At 62.2% G+C, this 14,662-nt stretch carries 13 protein-coding genes; 7 read left to right on the forward strand and 6 right to left on the reverse strand.

Annotated features, from left to right (window positions below):
- Positions 1-16 precede the first annotated feature (16 nt).
- The 3 genes from PSH66_RS12865 to araH are packed head-to-tail and all read left to right on the forward strand — an operon-like array spanning position 17 to position 3,480.
- Complete coding sequence (locus tag PSH66_RS12865) at positions 17-1,003, forward strand: substrate-binding domain-containing protein (protein WP_003173354.1); 987 nt, start codon at positions 17-19, stop codon at positions 1,001-1,003.
- Positions 1,000-2,502 carry an L-arabinose ABC transporter ATP-binding protein AraG gene (gene araG, locus PSH66_RS12870; RefSeq protein WP_305429275.1) on the forward strand — a complete coding sequence of 501 codons (1,503 nt, stop codon included), beginning with the start codon at positions 1,000-1,002 and terminating at the stop codon, positions 2,500-2,502. The genes PSH66_RS12865 and araG overlap by 4 nt, the downstream gene beginning before the upstream one ends.
- Before the next feature lie 9 nt (positions 2,503-2,511).
- Positions 2,512-3,480, forward strand: a complete 969-nt coding sequence (gene araH / locus PSH66_RS12875) for an L-arabinose ABC transporter permease AraH (RefSeq protein ID WP_003173358.1) — start codon at positions 2,512-2,514, stop codon at positions 3,478-3,480.
- A 54-nt stretch (positions 3,481-3,534) separates the two neighbouring features.
- Here the strand turns inward: araH and PSH66_RS12880 are convergent, their stop codons facing one another.
- Entirely contained in the window at positions 3,535-4,683 is a 1,149-nt protein-coding gene (locus PSH66_RS12880) for an aldose epimerase family protein (RefSeq protein ID WP_003173359.1), read from the reverse strand.
- A gap of 136 nt (positions 4,684-4,819) precedes the next feature.
- On the opposite strand from PSH66_RS12880, the gene PSH66_RS12885 reads away from it, so the two are divergent.
- Positions 4,820-5,587, forward strand: coding sequence for an SDR family NAD(P)-dependent oxidoreductase (locus tag PSH66_RS12885; protein ID WP_003173360.1), 768 nt, complete (start codon positions 4,820-4,822; stop codon positions 5,585-5,587).
- A 138-nt stretch (positions 5,588-5,725) separates the two neighbouring features.
- On the opposite strand, the gene PSH66_RS12890 is transcribed toward PSH66_RS12885, so the two are convergent.
- On the reverse strand, positions 5,726-6,322 hold the full coding sequence (locus PSH66_RS12890; RefSeq protein WP_003173361.1) for a glutathione S-transferase family protein: 597 nt from the start codon (positions 6,320-6,322) through the stop codon (positions 5,726-5,728).
- Positions 6,323-6,464: 142 nt separating this feature from the next.
- Between PSH66_RS12890 and yghU the strand changes: the two genes are divergently transcribed.
- The gene (gene yghU / locus PSH66_RS12895) at positions 6,465-7,298 is read left to right on the forward strand and encodes a glutathione-dependent disulfide-bond oxidoreductase (protein ID WP_003173362.1); all 834 of its coding nucleotides are present in this window, start codon (positions 6,465-6,467) and stop codon (positions 7,296-7,298) included.
- A 66-nt stretch (positions 7,299-7,364) separates the two neighbouring features.
- On the opposite strand, the gene PSH66_RS12900 is transcribed toward yghU, so the two are convergent.
- From PSH66_RS12900 to PSH66_RS12910, 3 genes are read right to left on the reverse strand one after another with little or no spacing between them, the layout of a single operon-like run.
- On the reverse strand, positions 7,365-8,291 hold the full coding sequence (locus PSH66_RS12900; protein ID WP_141064992.1) for a sugar ABC transporter substrate-binding protein: 927 nt from the start codon (positions 8,289-8,291) through the stop codon (positions 7,365-7,367).
- Between the two features lie 19 nt (positions 8,292-8,310).
- Positions 8,311-9,057 carry a TIM barrel protein gene (locus PSH66_RS12905; protein ID WP_305429606.1) on the reverse strand — a complete coding sequence of 249 codons (747 nt, stop codon included), beginning with the start codon at positions 9,055-9,057 and terminating at the stop codon, positions 8,311-8,313.
- Between the two features lie 29 nt (positions 9,058-9,086).
- Complete coding sequence (locus tag PSH66_RS12910; protein WP_305429277.1) at positions 9,087-10,091, reverse strand: Gfo/Idh/MocA family oxidoreductase; 1,005 nt, start codon at positions 10,089-10,091, stop codon at positions 9,087-9,089.
- Positions 10,092-10,275: 184 nt separating this feature from the next.
- On the opposite strand from PSH66_RS12910, the gene PSH66_RS12915 reads away from it, so the two are divergent.
- Complete coding sequence (locus PSH66_RS12915; protein WP_305429278.1) at positions 10,276-12,237, forward strand: sigma-54-dependent Fis family transcriptional regulator; 1,962 nt, start codon at positions 10,276-10,278, stop codon at positions 12,235-12,237.
- Between the two features lie 168 nt (positions 12,238-12,405).
- Positions 12,406-12,930 carry a DUF2867 domain-containing protein gene (locus tag PSH66_RS12925; protein ID WP_305429279.1) on the forward strand — a complete coding sequence of 175 codons (525 nt, stop codon included), beginning with the start codon at positions 12,406-12,408 and terminating at the stop codon, positions 12,928-12,930.
- Between the two features lie 139 nt (positions 12,931-13,069).
- Here PSH66_RS12925 and rtcR read toward each other — a convergent pair whose 3' ends face one another.
- A complete protein-coding gene (rtcR, locus tag PSH66_RS12930) occupies positions 13,070-14,650 on the reverse strand; it encodes an RNA repair transcriptional activator RtcR (protein ID WP_305429281.1) in 1,581 nt (526 codons plus the stop codon).
- Positions 14,651-14,662: the final 12 nt, after the last annotated feature.

Consider the following 14,662-nt stretch of genomic DNA (forward strand, 5'->3'; position numbering starts at 1 on the left):
ACAAGAGGTGTCGTTCATGAAAAAGGCTCTACGCGTCCTTGCTGCCGCCGTTGCTTTAAGCAGCCTCAGCAGCCTCGCATCCGCTGAAGAAGTGAAGATCGGTTTTCTGGTCAAGCAGGCCGAGGAGCCGTGGTTCCAGACCGAATGGGCCTTTGCCGAAAAAGCCGCCCAGGACAAGGGTTTCAAACTCATCAAGATCGCCGTGCCCGACGGTGAGAAAACCCTCTCGGCCATCGACAGCCTGGCCGCCAACGGCGCCAAGGGCTTTGTGATCTGCCCGCCGGACGTGTCCCTCGGCCCTGCCATTGTGGCCAAGGCCAAGCTCAACGACATGAAAGTCATGGCGGTGGACGACCGTTTCGTCGATGCCAAGGGTAATTTCATGGAAGACGTGCCGTACCTGGGCATGGCCGCCTTCGAAGTGGGCCAGAAACAGGGCGCCGCGATGGCCGCCGAAGCGAAAAAACGCGGTTGGGACTGGAAGGAGACCTACGCGGTAGTCAACACCTTCAACGAACTCGACACCGGTAAAAAACGCACCGACGGTTCGATCAAATCCCTGGAAGAAGCCGGCATTCCCAAGGATCACATCCTCACCGCTCCGCTGAAAACCCTCGACGTCCCCGGCAGCATGGACGCCACCAACTCGGCGCTGGTCAAGCTGCCGCGCGGCGCGAAAAACCTGATCATCGGCGGCATGAACGACAACACCGTGCTTGGCGGCGTGCGCGCCACCGAAAGCGCCGGTTTTGCCGCGGCCAATGTGATCGGCATCGGCATCAACGGCACTGACGCCATCGGCGAATTGAAGAAAGCCAACAGCGGCTTCTTCGGCTCCATGCTGCCAAGCCCGCACATCGAAGGCTACAAAACCGCCGAGATGATGTACGAGTGGGTGACCAAAGGCACCGAGCCGCCTAAGTACACCGCCATGGACGAAGTGACCCTGATCACCCGCGAGAACTTCAAGGAAGAACTGACCAAAATCGGGCTGTGGAAATGACTGCTGCGGCCCTGCGGTTTGACGGTATCGGCAAAACCTTTCCCGGGGTCAAGGCGCTCGACGGCATCTGTTTCACCGCCCACCCGGGGCAAGTGCATGCCTTGATGGGCGAAAACGGCGCCGGCAAGTCGACGCTGCTGAAGATATTGGGCGGTGCCTATATCCCCAGCAGCGGCACGCTGCAGATCGGCGAGCAGAACATGGCCTTCAAGTGCGCCGCCGACAGCATCGCCAGTGGCGTGGCGGTGATCCACCAGGAGTTGCACCTGGTGCCGGAAATGAGCGTGGCCGAGAACCTGTTCCTGGGGCATTTGCCGACGCGTTTTGGCGTGGTCAACCGGGGCCTGCTGCGTAAGCAGGCCCTGGCCTGCCTCAAGGGCCTGGCCGATGAAATCGACCCGGACGAGAAGCTCGGGCGCTTGTCCCTCGGCCAGCGCCAATTGGTGGAAATCGCCAAGGCGCTGTCCCGTGGCGCCCATGTGATCGCCTTCGACGAACCCACCAGCAGCCTCTCGGCGCGCGAGATCGACCGCTTGATGGCGATCATCACGCGCCTGCGCGACGAGGGCAAAGTGGTGCTCTACGTGTCGCACCGCATGGAGGAGGTGTTCCGTATCTGCAATGCGGTCACGGTGTTCAAGGACGGCCGCTACGTGCGCACGTTCGAGGACATGAGCGCGCTGACCCACGACCAGTTGGTGACCTGCATGGTCGGTCGCGACATTCAGGACATCTACGACTACCGCCCGCGCGAGCAGGGCGAGGTGGCGCTCAAGGTCGACGGTCTGCTCGGCCCTGGCCTGCGTGAGCCGGTGAGTTTCGAAGTGCGCAAAGGCGAAATTCTTGGCCTGTTCGGGTTGGTCGGGGCAGGGCGCACGGAGTTGTTCCGCCTGCTCAGCGGCCTGGAACGCGCCAGCGCCGGCAGCCTGGAACTCTGTGGCGAGCCGTTGCAGTTGCGCTCGCCTCGCGACGCCATTGCCGCCGGTGTCTTGCTGTGCCCGGAGGACCGCAAGAAGGAAGGCATCATTCCGCTCTCCAGTGTGGCCGAGAACATCAACATCAGTGCGCGGGGCGCCCATTCGACCTTCGGCTGGCTGCTACGCGACGGTTGGGAAAAGGGCAACGCCGAGCATCAAATCAAGGCGATGAAAGTCAAGACGCCGAACGCCGACCAGAAAATCATGTACCTCTCCGGCGGCAACCAGCAGAAGGCCATTCTCGGCCGCTGGCTGTCGATGCCGATGAAGGTGCTGCTGCTGGACGAACCAACCCGAGGCATCGATATCGGCGCCAAGGCCGAGATCTACCAGATCATCCATAACCTCGCGGCCCAAGGCATTGCGGTGATCGTGGTGTCCAGCGACCTGATGGAAGTCATGGGCATTTCCGACCGCATCCTGGTGCTGTGTGAAGGCGCCCTGCGCGGGGAACAACTGCGCGAACACGCCACTGAATCCAACCTGCTGCAGCTGGCCTTGCCGCGCCGCGTGACGAACTGAGAGACGACCATGACCACTCAAAACAACGCGTTGCCAACCGCACGCAAACCCCTGGATATGCGCGCACTGCTCGACAACTGGGCGATGCTGCTGGCGGCGGTGGGCATTTTTGTGCTGTGCGCCTTGCTGATCGATAACTTCCTCTCGCCGCTGAACATGCGCGGGCTGGGCCTGGCGGTGTCCACCGTGGGGATTGCCGCGTGCACCATGCTGTTCTGCCTGGCATCGGGGCATTTTGACTTGTCGGTGGGCTCGGTGATCGCCTGCGCCGGTGTGGTCGCGGCCATCGTCATGCGCGATACCGAGAGCGTGATGCTCGGCATTGGCGCGGCGCTGCTGATGGGCCTGATCGTCGGGTTGATCAACGGCATCGTCATCGCCAAGCTGCGGGTCAATGCGTTGATCACCACCTTGGCGACCATGCAGATCGTACGCGGCCTGGCCTACATCTTTGCCGACGGCAAGGCGGTGGGCGTGTCCCAGGATCAGTTCTTTATCTTCGGCAATGGCCAGTTGTTCGGCGTGCCGGTGCCGATCCTGATCACTATCCTGTGCTTCCTGTTTTTCGGCTGGTTGCTTAACTACACCACCTACGGGCGCAACACCATGGCCATCGGCGGCAACCCGGAAGCGGCGTTGCTGGCGGGGGTGAACGTTGATCGCACCAAGATCCTGATCTTTGCCGTGCACGGTCTGATCGGCGCACTGGCCGGGGTGATCCTCGCGTCGCGCATGACCTCGGGCCAGCCGATGATTGGGCAGGGTTTCGAGCTGACGGTGATTTCGGCGTGCGTGCTGGGCGGGGTGTCGCTGAGCGGCGGTATCGGCATGATTCGGCACGTGATTGCCGGGGTGCTGATCCTGGCGATCATCGAAAACGCGATGAACCTGAAGAACATCGACACGTTCTATCAGTACGTGATTCGCGGTTCGATCCTGCTGCTGGCGGTGGTCATCGACCGCATGAAGCAACGCTGATTCAAAGCCCCATGAGCGGCAAATATGGGAGGGGGCAAGCCCCTCCCACGGTTTTTAATCAGCGCTGAACTTGAAGACGGTGTTCTGGGTGTAGGTTTGTCCCGGGTTCAAACGAGTTGATGCAAAGCTGGGCTGGTTAGGCGCATCCGGATAGTGCTGGGTCTCCAAGGTAAACCCGCTCCAGTGCAAGTAAGTCTTGCCAGCCTTGCCCTTCACCGAACCGTCGAGGAAGTTGCTGGTATAGAACTGCACCCCCGGCTCACTGGTGTAGAGCTGCAAGCGCCGGCCCGACTCGGGGTCATGCACTTGGGCGGCGAGTTGCTTGACGTCGCCCTTGGTGTCCAGCGCCCAGTTGAAGTCAAATCCGCCTTGCTTCGGTTCGGCGAATTTAAGCTGCGGATGATCGTCCTTGATGTGCTGGCCGATCGGCGTGGGTTTGAGGAAATCCATCGGCGTGCCCTTGACTGGGGCAAGTTCGCCGGTTGGGATCAGCGTCGCATTGACCGGCGTGTAGTGGCTGGCATGCAAGGTGGCAACCTGTTTGAGGATGTCCCCGTTACCCGCACCGGCCAGGTTGAAGTAGCTGTGGTTGGTCAGGTTGAGCACGGTGGGTTTGTCGGTGGTGGCCTTGTAGTCGATGTGCAGTTCGTTTTTATCGTTGAGGCTGTAGGTGACCTCGGTTTTCAGGTTGCCGGGGAAACCCATCTCGCCGTCCTTGGACAGGTAGGTGAGGGTGACCCCAACCGAGTCCTTGCCCTTGACCTGCGCGGCTTTCCACACCTGCTTGTCGAAGCCCTGGGCGCCGCCGTGCAACGCGTTGGGACCGTCGTTGAGCGGCACCTGGAAGCGCTTGCCATCGAGTTCGAAAGCACCGCCGGCAAGGCGATTGCCGAAGCGCCCGATGGTCGCGCCGAAAAACGCCGTACCGGCCTGGTAGCCCTGTACGTCGTCGAAACCGAGCACCACGTCGTCGACCTTGCCGTGTTTGTCCGGCACCTTCAGCGACTGCAGCACGCCGCCGTAGGTGATGACCGTGGCTTGCATGCCATGGCTGTTGCGCAGGATGTACTGTTCGACGGGCGTGCCGTCGTTGGTTTTACCGAAAGGTTTGTGCTCGCTGCTGAGCCCTGCCGCCTGGGCGCCGCCGCTGGCGATCAGCATGGACATGGCAAGGCCCGAGAGCAGGTATCGAGGGTGCTTCATGGTCGAACTTCCTTTTGTTGTTTTGAGTGGAATAGTTCTACTAATAGCGATATTTTGTCGGTGTGACAGCGAATTTATAGCCTTAAACGCCGATTTCGTAAAATAAAATAAGACTAATTGATCGAGGCACCGTTATATGAGTACTGCACAGGCTGTTTATCCCGACCTTGAAGGCAAGACCGTACTGATCTCAGGGGGCGCCTCGGGTATCGGCGAATTCATGGTGCGCGCCTTTGCCGCGCAAGGCGCCAAGGTGGCCTTTGTGGACCGCGCACAGAGCCAGGGCGAACGCCTGGCGGCGCTGTTGAGTTCACAGGGGCGTACGGTGGAATTCGTATGCTGCGACATCACCGACGAAATTGGCTTTCGGGCGGCAATCACGCGGTTTGAGCAATCGCTGGGGCCGATCACGGTGTTGGTCAACAACGCGGCGAACGACGTGCGCCATACCTTGGAAGACGTTGACTCGCAGATGTTCGACCAGCTGATTGCGGTCAACCTCAAGCACGCATTTTTTGCCGCCAAGGCGGTGGTGCCCATGATGAAAGGCGCCGGCGGCGGCTCGATCATCAACCTGGGCTCGGTCGGCTGGATGATGGCCTCCGCCGGCTACCCGGTGTACGCCGCCAGCAAGGCCGCCGCCCACGGCATGACCCGTGGCCTGGCGCGGGAACTGGGGCCTCACCATATCCGCGTCAATACGCTGGTGCCGGGCTGGGTGATGACCGAAAAACAACTGGCCATGTGGGTGGATGACGCGGCCAGGGAACTCATCGCCCGCAGCCAGTGCATGCCCGGCAGCGTGATGCCGGAGCATATCGCCAATATGGCGTTGTTCCTGGCCTCGGATGCCTCGGCGATGTGTTCGGCGCAGAACTTTATCGTGGATGGCGGTTGGGTCTGAGCCGAACACGTCAGTTCAGACAACCCAGATCAATGTGGGAGGGGGCTTGCCCGATAGCGGTGGGCCAGCAAAGGAAGTATTGGCTGACCCTGCCTCATCGGGGGCAAGCCCCCTCCCACATTTAAAAAACGATGTTGCTTATTCGATCGGGTAACGCTTGAACGCCGGATGCTGCTCCAGCCGCTCGGCGTGGCGTTTCAGGTTGGGGAACGCATCCGCCTTGACCACGGTCGCCACGGTGAACTGGCTGAACGACCAGGCGACTGCCGCAGTGATGGACGCCTGGGTGAGTGTTTCACTGTCGGCCAGTTGCTTGTCCAGCAACGCATACGCCGCCAGCAGTTGCCCACTGACGCGCTCGAGCCATGGCGCATGCAGCTTCTCGGCGGGGCGCAGGTTGTGCTCATAGACGATCTGCACGCTTTTCTCACAGGCTGCCAGGGCTAGCCCCAGTACCTGCAGGTCCTTGGCGCGAGCCACGAGTGGTTGGGGCAGCAGCTTTTTATCGGCCGGCGCCAGCGCTTCCAGATAATCGAGGATCAGGCTCGAATCCATCAACACCGTGCCGTCGTCGAGTACCAGGGTAGGGGCCTTGACCACCGGGTTGATTTGGGAAAATTCCGCGAAGGTGCTAAACACCGACAGCGGCTCATGCACAAAATCAATTCCGTACAACTCCAGGGAAATCGCCACGCGACGTACGTAGGGCGAGTCCAACATGCCGATCAGTTTCATGAAGCCTCCATTGCGTTCAGGGTGTTGGGCTCTGGAGACTAAGGCCGGCGAGTCGACGGACGCAAGAGGGATATGGGCTCCCACAATCACACCCTTTGGTTTAGTCTGGAGCGCTTCGTTGATCGCTTCAGGAGCAGTGAGCATGACCGAGTACGTACCTCCCACCGTATGGACCTGGGACACCGAAAGCGGCGGCACCTTCGCCAGCATCAACCGGCCTGTCGCCGGCGCTACCCACGACAAAGAACTGCCTGTCGGCAAGCACCCGCTGCAACTCTATTCCCTGGCCACGCCCAACGGGCAGAAGGTCACCATCCTGCTGGAAGAACTGCTTGCACTGGGCCATACGGGCGCAGAGTACGACGCCTGGCTGATCAAGATCGGCGACGGCGACCAGTTCGGCAGCGGCTTCGTGTCGGTCAACCCGAATTCGAAGATCCCTGCGTTGATGGATCACAGCGGCGCCACGCCGATCCGGGTGTTTGAATCCGGCGCGATCCTGCAGTACCTGGCCGAGAAGTTCGGCGCGTTCTTGCCCACTGAGCCTGCGGCCCGCGCGGAGTGTTTGTCGTGGCTGTTCTGGCAGATGGGCAGCGCGCCTTACCTGGGCGGCGGTTTCGGGCATTTCTACGCGTATGCGCCGAGCAAGATGGAGTACCCGATCAACCGCTTTGCCATGGAAACCAAGCGCCAGCTGGACGTGCTGGATAAGCGCCTGGCGGTGAGCGAGTACATTGCCGGTGACGAATACACCATCGCCGACATCGCCATCTGGCCCTGGTACGGTGGTTTGGTCAAAGGCCGTTTGTATGGCGCGGCGCAGTTTTTATCGGTGCATGAGTACACGCATGTGCAGCGCTGGGCGGATGCGATTGACGCGCGGCCGGCGGTGCAGCGGGGGCGGCGGGTTAACCGGGTTTCGGGCGAGCTTTCAGAGCAGTTGGCCGAGCGACATGACGCGAGCGACCTGGACTAAAAGTGTGGGAGGGGCGGTGCGACGATTCGACTTGCCCCTCCCACATTTGCAGCGGTGTAAGCCAGGTTATTTGTAGCGCTGCTCGAACACCGCCACCTGTTCGGGCTCGATCAGCTCGAACGGCACCCACACCTCGGCTTCAATCGGCTCACCCTTGATCATCCGGATCGCCGACTCCACCGCTTTGGTGGCCTGGGCCTTGGGATCCTGGAACACCGACGCCGCCAGCATCCCACGCTTGACCGCCGCCAGCCCGTCGGGCAGGCCATCGATACCGATAATAGCCACCTCGCCCTTGGCCCTGCCGGACTGTTGCAACGCCATGGCCGCACCGATCGCCATCTCATCGTTGTTGGCCACAATCGCATCGAATTGCGTGCCCGCCAGCAGCCAGTTGCTGGTCAGGTCCATGCTTTTGCTGCGCTGCCATTCGGCGCTTTGCTGCTCCACCACCTTGATCCCCGGAAAGTCCTTGAGCACCTGCCTGGCGCCTTCGGTGCGGTCGTGGGTGGCGTTTTGTGCGAGGTCACCCATGATGATCGCCACCGTGCCTTTGCCGCCGAGTTTTTGCGCCAGGTAGCGCATCTGCAATTGCCCGGCCTCGATGTCGTTGGAGGCTACGGTGACCACGCCCTTGGGCAGGGTGCGTTCATCCGGATGGCGGTTGACGTACACCAGCGGCGTCTTGGCGGCCACTGCGGCGCGGGTCATGTTGGCGGTGGCGGAGGTGTCCACCGGCAGCACGATCACCGCGTCGACTTTCTGGTTGAGGAACCCCTCGACCTGGTTGAGTTGGCGCACCACGTCGCCCTGGGCATCTTCGAACTGGATCTGTACATCCTGCTGCCTGGCGGCGGCTTCCAGGCCGGTGCGTACATAGGTCATGAAGTTATCGTCGACCCTGGCAATGCTGACCCCGATGCGGTAAGCGGCGAAGGTCCATTGGCTGAACAGCAGTAACAGTGCGGCAACGAGCAATGAATAACGAGGCATGAGGATGTTCCTTTTATTGTTATAGGGTGAATGCTTGGCGGAAACGCTCCAGGGCCAGTTCGCTGTCGCCGCTGGCCCAGCCTTCCAGGCCGACCACGCCGCTGTAGCCTATGCCGTGCAAGGCCCTGGCGATGGCCGGGTAGTGGATTTCACCGGTACCGGGCTCCTTGCGCCCCGGTACGTCGGCCACCTGGATTTCACCGATGGCGGAGCCTGCGCGGTGGATCAGTTCGATCAGGTTTCCTTCGCCGATTTGCGCGTGGTACAGGTCCAGGTTCATTTTCAGGTGCGGGCTGCCCACGGCTTCGATCAACGCCAGGGTGTCGTCGGCGCGGGCGAACGGGGTGCCGGGGTGGTCGACCTCGGTGTTGAGGTTTTCCAGCAGGAACACGCGGCCTGCGTTTTCCCCCAGGCGCGCGATTTTCTCCAAGGTCTTGCAGGCGCTCAGCCACATGCGCCCGGTGGTCTGGCTGACGGGTTGCACCGGCAGGCCACCGTCACCCAGGCCGGTGCCGTGCAGGTTGAGGCTGGGGCAATTGAGGCGCTCCGCGACGCTCAAGGACTCGCGGGCGCTGTCGAGCAAGCAGCGGCTGCCGTCGGGGTCGGTGAGGGTGCCGCTGATATAGCCGGTCATCGAGGTGAAATTGGCGCCGGTGGCGGCGAGGGCGTTGATGTCCTTGTCTGTCCAGCTCCAGATTTCCGCGCAAAAGCCCAGTGCATGAATGCGTTTGACGCGCTCGACGAAGGGCAGGTCAAGAAACACCATCTCGGCGCTGATCGCCAGCTTGAACGGGATCACAGGGCCACCGCCTGGCCTTGCTCATAGGATTCGATGCAAGCGCGGGCAATCGCCAGCGCCGCTCGCGCATCTTCGCCGCTGGCCAAGGGCTTGGCGCCGCTGCGCAGGCAGTCGACAAAGTGGTTGAGTTCGGCAACGTAGGCGTCGCGCAGCAGGTCGGTGTCCAGGCGCTGGGTATCGGCCTGGATGCCCTGGGCCAGGTAGCGCAGCAGGTCGGACTCCTGCACGCCGCCCATGGTGAGCATGCCGGCGCTGCCGAACACTTCGCCGCGCACGTCGTAGCCATACACCGCTTGAAAGTTCGCTTCGGCGGTGGCAATCGCACCGTTGTCGAAGCGGATCGTGACCACGGCGGTATCGAGGAAGCCTCGGCTTTTGTAGTCCGGGGCGATCAGGGCGTCGGCCATTACGTGGACTTGCACCGCCTCGGCGCCGGGGTTGAGGTAGCGCAGGGTGTCGAAGTCGTGGATCAGGGTCTCCAGGAAGATCACCCATTGTGGCGAGTTGGCCGGGTTGTTCAGCGCCGGGTCGCGGGTGAGCGAGCGCAGCAGTTGCGGCGTACCGATGCGCCCGGCCAGCACGTCGAGGTGGGCTGTGCGGAAGCTCTTGGCGAACCGGCGGTTGAAGCCGACCTGCAACGCAACGCGGGCATCGGCGGCGGCGGCAATGGCGCGGTCGGCTTCATCGAGGGTGATGGCCATGGGTTTTTCGCAGAAGATTCCTTTGCCGGCGCGGGCAGCGCGGATCACCAGTTCGGCATGGCTGCGGGCGGGGGCGGCGATGATGACGCCGTCGATGTCCGGGTCGTCGAGCAACTGTTGTGGGTCGGTGTAGACCTTGTCTACCCCCAGTTCAGCCGCCAGGCGCGCGGCCTGGCCGGGGGTGGGGTCGGCTATCGCGGCCAGGCGGGCGCCGGGGATATGCCGCGCGGCGGTCAGGCCGTGGAAGCTGCCCATGCGCCCGGCACCGATCAGGCCCAGGCGGATGATTTGTGTACTCATGTGGTGACCCCTTCTTATTGTTGGCCTCAGGACAGTCCTGGCGGCAAAGGGGTGAGAGCAAGGGCTGTGCCAATTTATAAGTTATTGATAATTAATGGTTTATATAAAATCTATAAACAATAAGTGTTCATTTTGATGACATGCCTATACTGACATGTCAAAAACATGAACATGGAGACGGCGAATGAACATGGCCTTCAGCGTACAAGACCTCGATTACCTCACGGACCTGGGGCCTGCGGCGCTGAATGAGGGTCCCATTGCCGCGCTGGAGCAGGCGTGGCGTGATTGCCAGGACGGCCGGGTGCAACGCCCAGCCGGTGTCCGCCAAGTGATATGGGAATCCTGGCGGCGCAGTGTCCAGGCCGCTATCGACCCCGCCGACAGCCAGTACCGCTTTGTCGCGGCGCAAACCCTGGCGGCCACTCTGGCCACCCACCGAGTACTGATCGCCGCCGCCGCGCAGGTCATGCATGGCTTGCTGGCCTACAACCCTCGCGGGCATATCAACCTCACCGATGCCGATGGCACCACCCTGTATTTTTGCGGCCTGGATATCACCCCGGTGGGCAGCCGCTTGCTGGAATCGGTACAAGGCACCAACTGCACCGGGCTGGCATTGGCCGAAGACCGTCTGGTCTACGTGCTGGCCGAAGAAAACTTCGCCGTCGGCCTGCGCCAGCGCCGCATGCACTGCGCCGCCGCGCCGATCAGGAATGCCCGGGGCCAGACCCTGGCGATGCTGACCCTCACCGCCGAACCCGGCTGGTTCCACTTCCACACCCTGGGCACTGTGCAGGCCGCGGCAGAGGCCGTCTCCCGGCAGATGGCGCTACAAGCATTGCTCGAAGAACAGCAGGCCATGCTCGAAGTGCTCAACGAAGGGTTGGTGGTGCTGGATGAGCGCGGCTGCATCAAGGCGCTCAACCGCTATGCCCGGCAGTTGTTCGGAGTGGGGCTGGAGCTGATTGGCAGTCCGTTCCAGCGCCTGGGGCGCAGTGAATTGAGCGATCCGCCGAGTGAGCCTGTGCGCGACCTGGATTGCACCTTCCACCTGCGCGACCGTAGCCAACTCGCGTGCCTGGTCTCGGTGTGCCCGCTGGAGCAGGGCGGGGTGATTGTGTCGCTGCGCGAGAACCGGCGCATTCGCGAAATCACCCGGCGTATTGTCGGTACCCAGGCGCGCTATACCTTCGACATCATCCAGGGTACATCGCGGGCGATCCAGGATGCGTTGCACCTGGCGCGTATCGCCAGTCGCAGTGATTCCACCACGCTGATCCTGGGGGAAAGCGGCACCGGCAAGGAGCTCTTCGCCCAGGCCATCCATAACGCCAGCGAGCGTTGCAACGGCCCGTTCGTGGCGGTCAACTGCGGCGCGATTCCCCGGGACCTGGTGCAGAGCGAACTGTTCGGCCATGTCGAGGGCGCCTTCACCGGCTCGGCCCGTGGCGGCTCGGCGGGCAAGTTCGAACTGGCCGATGGCGGCACCATTTTTCTCGACGAAATTGGCGACATGTCCTTCGACGCCCAGGTCAGCCTGCTGCGCGTGTTGCAAGAAGGCGAAATTGCGCGCGTCGGGGCCAAAAGCGCACGCCAAGTGGACGTGCGTATCATCGCCGCCACCCACCGCAACCTGAGCCAGGCCGTGGCGGAGGGTGCCTTTCGCGAGGACCTCTACTATCGCCTCAACGTACTGAACCTGACCGTACCGCCCCTGCGCATGCGCCGCGATGACATCCCACTGCTGGCGCGGCACTTTCTCACGCGCTGTGCACGCTCGCTGCGTAAATCGGTGCAGGGTTTTTCGCCGCAGGCATTGGCCTTGCTCTCGGCGCATGCCTGGCCGGGCAACGTGCGCGAGCTGGAAAACGCCATCGAACGGGCAACCAACCTGGCCATGAGCGAGTTGATCCAGCCCGGCGATCTGCCGTTGGACATCAAGCCTCGCCCACTGGTCCGTGCCTATGAGTCGCAACCCACGCAGGACCTGAGCAGCCACGAAATGCACGCTATCGTCGCCGCGCTGAAAAACACCAGCGGCAATATCCGCCTGGCCGCTCAACAGCTGAACGTGTCGCGGGGTGGGCTGTATAACAAGATGAGTCGGTTTGGGTTGAGTGCCGGGGATTTTCGGGGCGGATGAGAGGGTATGGCGCAACTCTGCGCTGGCGGGTGCCGGTCGGCGCACTATAGGATGGGATGGTTGGTTGATCTGGTTCGATGTCGGCAAGCGCCGTGCGACGTTGCGCCCGGTTCTGCCGGCTGGGTAGCAAGAAACCTATTGAGTAGTCAGATCTAAGGAGAGATCCCGATGCCCCGCGAAGTTGAACCCATTATGTGCGTACCCGTCCCCTCGAGGTCCGGCATTACCCACCTTTACACGTCAACGAACCTGACAGACGCTTTTGCGATCCGGCTCCCGGTGGGCACATCGAGCAACCCGGATTTGCTGGCTCGATTCATCCTTTTCCACCAGCCGTCCTGGATCGGATGGCTCCTGAAAGTGCGAGACACTCTCGTTGTGTGTCTGGGGCTCAAGACAGCCAAGCATCTGGCATCACTGGCTGATCGGGTTGGCCCCTTCAAGGTCTACAGCACGAACCAGACTGAAATCGTGTTGGGAGAGGACGACATGCACCTCGACTTCCGGATATCGATCCTGTGTTCTGAAGAGGCAGAGGCGGAAGGCAGTCGCCAACTGGTTTTTTCAACCGTGGTCCAGTGCCACAACCGTCTGGGCCGGGCCTACCTCTTCGTGATCGCCCCCTTTCACCGCTTGGTCGTCAAGGCCAGCCTGCGCCGTGCCGCGCGCATCGGTTGGCCTCTGGCGACCTGAGTCGGTGTGGCTTGGCTGCCGCAGACAATGTGGGAGGGAGCAAGTCGAATCGTCGCACCGCCCCTCCCACATTTGAACTGAGTTTAGGTCGAGGGCTTCATGCGCTCGATGGAGCGATCCGCCTGGAGTGCCTTCTGCCCTACGGCTTCAACTGCTTCCAATCAATCGAAAACCGCGCGAGGTATTTGCGCAGCCGGTCCGCATCGTTCGGTTGCGCCTTGGCCTGGCGTGAGACGCCAAACAAGCGTCGGCCTGCATCGGACAGGCTGTCGGATTGCAGGCATATATCGATGACGGCCCTGAGTTGCAACTGGTCAAACAGATCCAGGTCGGCCGGCAGGCACGCGTGGGGTGCGCTGATGCCCCAGGCATAACGCAGGCGCTGTATTTCTTCCTCGACCTGGGCTTGATCGATACGCCCGCTGTCGGCCAGGGTCGCCATGCGTGTGATGGAGGCGGACAGTTCGCGAAAATTGCCCAGCCACGCCGCTTCGCTGGAGCAGGCAAACGCCAGGTAGCGGCGCCGCGCTTCCAGATTGAAACGCACGCGACGGCCTTGTTCGCGGGCGTGGCGCTCCAGCTCGAAGTCGAGGTTCGGCTCGATGTCTTCGCGGCGGCCCGCCAGGCCGGGCAGGTCGAAGGTCCACAGGTTGATGCGCGCGTAGAGGTCTTCGCGAAACAACCCTTCGACGACGCGCCCGCGCAGGTCGCGGTGGGTGCCGGCGATGATCAGGAAGTCGCTGGCCACTTCGGTGTCGGCGCCCATCGGGTAGAAGCGTTTTTCTTCGATGGCCTTGAGCAGCATGGCCTGTTCGTCGAGGCCCAGTTCGCCGATTTCATCGAGGAACAGCATGCCGCCATGGGCGGCGCGCAGCAGGCCATCGCGGGCGTTTTGCGCGCCGGTGAAGGCGCCCTTGATATGCCCGAACAGCGCGGACATGGCGCCATCGCCGCGCAGGGTGGCGCAGTTCACTTCAACGAAGCGGCCCTGCAGTTGATGGCGGCTGCGCTTGAGTTCGTAGATGCGCCGGGCGAGGAAGGATTTGCCGGCGCCGGTCGGGCCGATCAACAGCATCGGCGCGGTTGAGCGCACGGCCACGCGTTCGATCTGCTCGATGGAGGCGTTGAAGGCAGGGTTGCGTGTGGCGATCCCGGATTTGAGAAACGCCAGGCCTTCCAGGCGCTGGTGGGCGAAACGCGAGGCGATGCGGTCATAGCGCGACAGGTCGAGGTCGATCAGGGCATGGGTGCCGGTGGCGGGTGCGTTGGCATCCAGGCGTCGGCTGGGGGAGGTCTGGATCAGGCGGGCCGGCAGGGTGCGCGCTTCGGTGAGCAGGAACCAGCAAATCTGCGCCACGTGGGTGCCGGTGGTGATATGCACCAGGTAATCCTCGCGCTCGGTGTTGAAGCGGTAGGCACTGGTGAAGTCGTGCAACGCGCCGTACACCTCTTCGAAATCCCAGGGATTGGCCAGTGGCATCGGGTGCAGGCGCACCTCGGTGTGGGGCGAGATCTGCTGGATGTCGGCACGCACTCGCTCGGCAAGGCTGACATCGCGTGCGTCGACGTCGTGGATCAGTTCCAGGCGGTCGATCTGCAGGTCATCCTGCTGGCACAGCCCGACGCTGGGACGCCAGTGGTTCCACCGATTGACGCCCTTGCCGACGCGATCCAGCTTGGAACCGATAAATCCGATGGCGACCGTGCGCTTGTGTTTCATGACTGGACCACA

It is taken from the genome of Pseudomonas sp. FP597 (genome assembly GCF_030687435.1).
In the GTDB taxonomy this organism is placed as follows: Bacteria; Pseudomonadota; Gammaproteobacteria; order Pseudomonadales; family Pseudomonadaceae; genus Aquipseudomonas; species Aquipseudomonas lactucae.

Coding starts and splice junctions, on each gene's coding strand:
- PSH66_RS12900 (WP_141064992.1), bottom strand. CDS start 8,291: ATGCCTCGTTATTCATTGCTCGTTGCCGCACTGTTACTGCTGTTCAGC.
- PSH66_RS12925 (WP_305429279.1), top strand. CDS start 12,406: ATGCCCCGCGAAGTTGAACCCATTATGTGCGTACCCGTCCCCTCGAGG.
- PSH66_RS12865 (WP_003173354.1), top strand. CDS start 17: ATGAAAAAGGCTCTACGCGTCCTTGCTGCCGCCGTTGCTTTAAGCAGC.
- yghU (WP_003173362.1), top strand. CDS start 6,465: ATGACCGAGTACGTACCTCCCACCGTATGGACCTGGGACACCGAAAGC.
- PSH66_RS12905 (WP_305429606.1), bottom strand. CDS start 9,057: ATGGTGTTTCTTGACCTGCCCTTCGTCGAGCGCGTCAAACGCATTCAT.
- PSH66_RS12880 (WP_003173359.1), bottom strand. CDS start 4,683: ATGAAGCACCCTCGATACCTGCTCTCGGGCCTTGCCATGTCCATGCTG.
- PSH66_RS12885 (WP_003173360.1), top strand. CDS start 4,820: ATGAGTACTGCACAGGCTGTTTATCCCGACCTTGAAGGCAAGACCGTA.
- PSH66_RS12915 (WP_305429278.1), top strand. CDS start 10,276: ATGAACATGGCCTTCAGCGTACAAGACCTCGATTACCTCACGGACCTG.
- rtcR (WP_305429281.1), bottom strand. CDS start 14,650: ATGAAACACAAGCGCACGGTCGCCATCGGATTTATCGGTTCCAAGCTG.
- PSH66_RS12890 (WP_003173361.1), bottom strand. CDS start 6,322: ATGAAACTGATCGGCATGTTGGACTCGCCCTACGTACGTCGCGTGGCG.
- araH (WP_003173358.1), top strand. CDS start 2,512: ATGACCACTCAAAACAACGCGTTGCCAACCGCACGCAAACCCCTGGAT.
- PSH66_RS12910 (WP_305429277.1), bottom strand. CDS start 10,091: ATGAGTACACAAATCATCCGCCTGGGCCTGATCGGTGCCGGGCGCATG.
- araG (WP_305429275.1), top strand. CDS start 1,000: ATGACTGCTGCGGCCCTGCGGTTTGACGGTATCGGCAAAACCTTTCCC.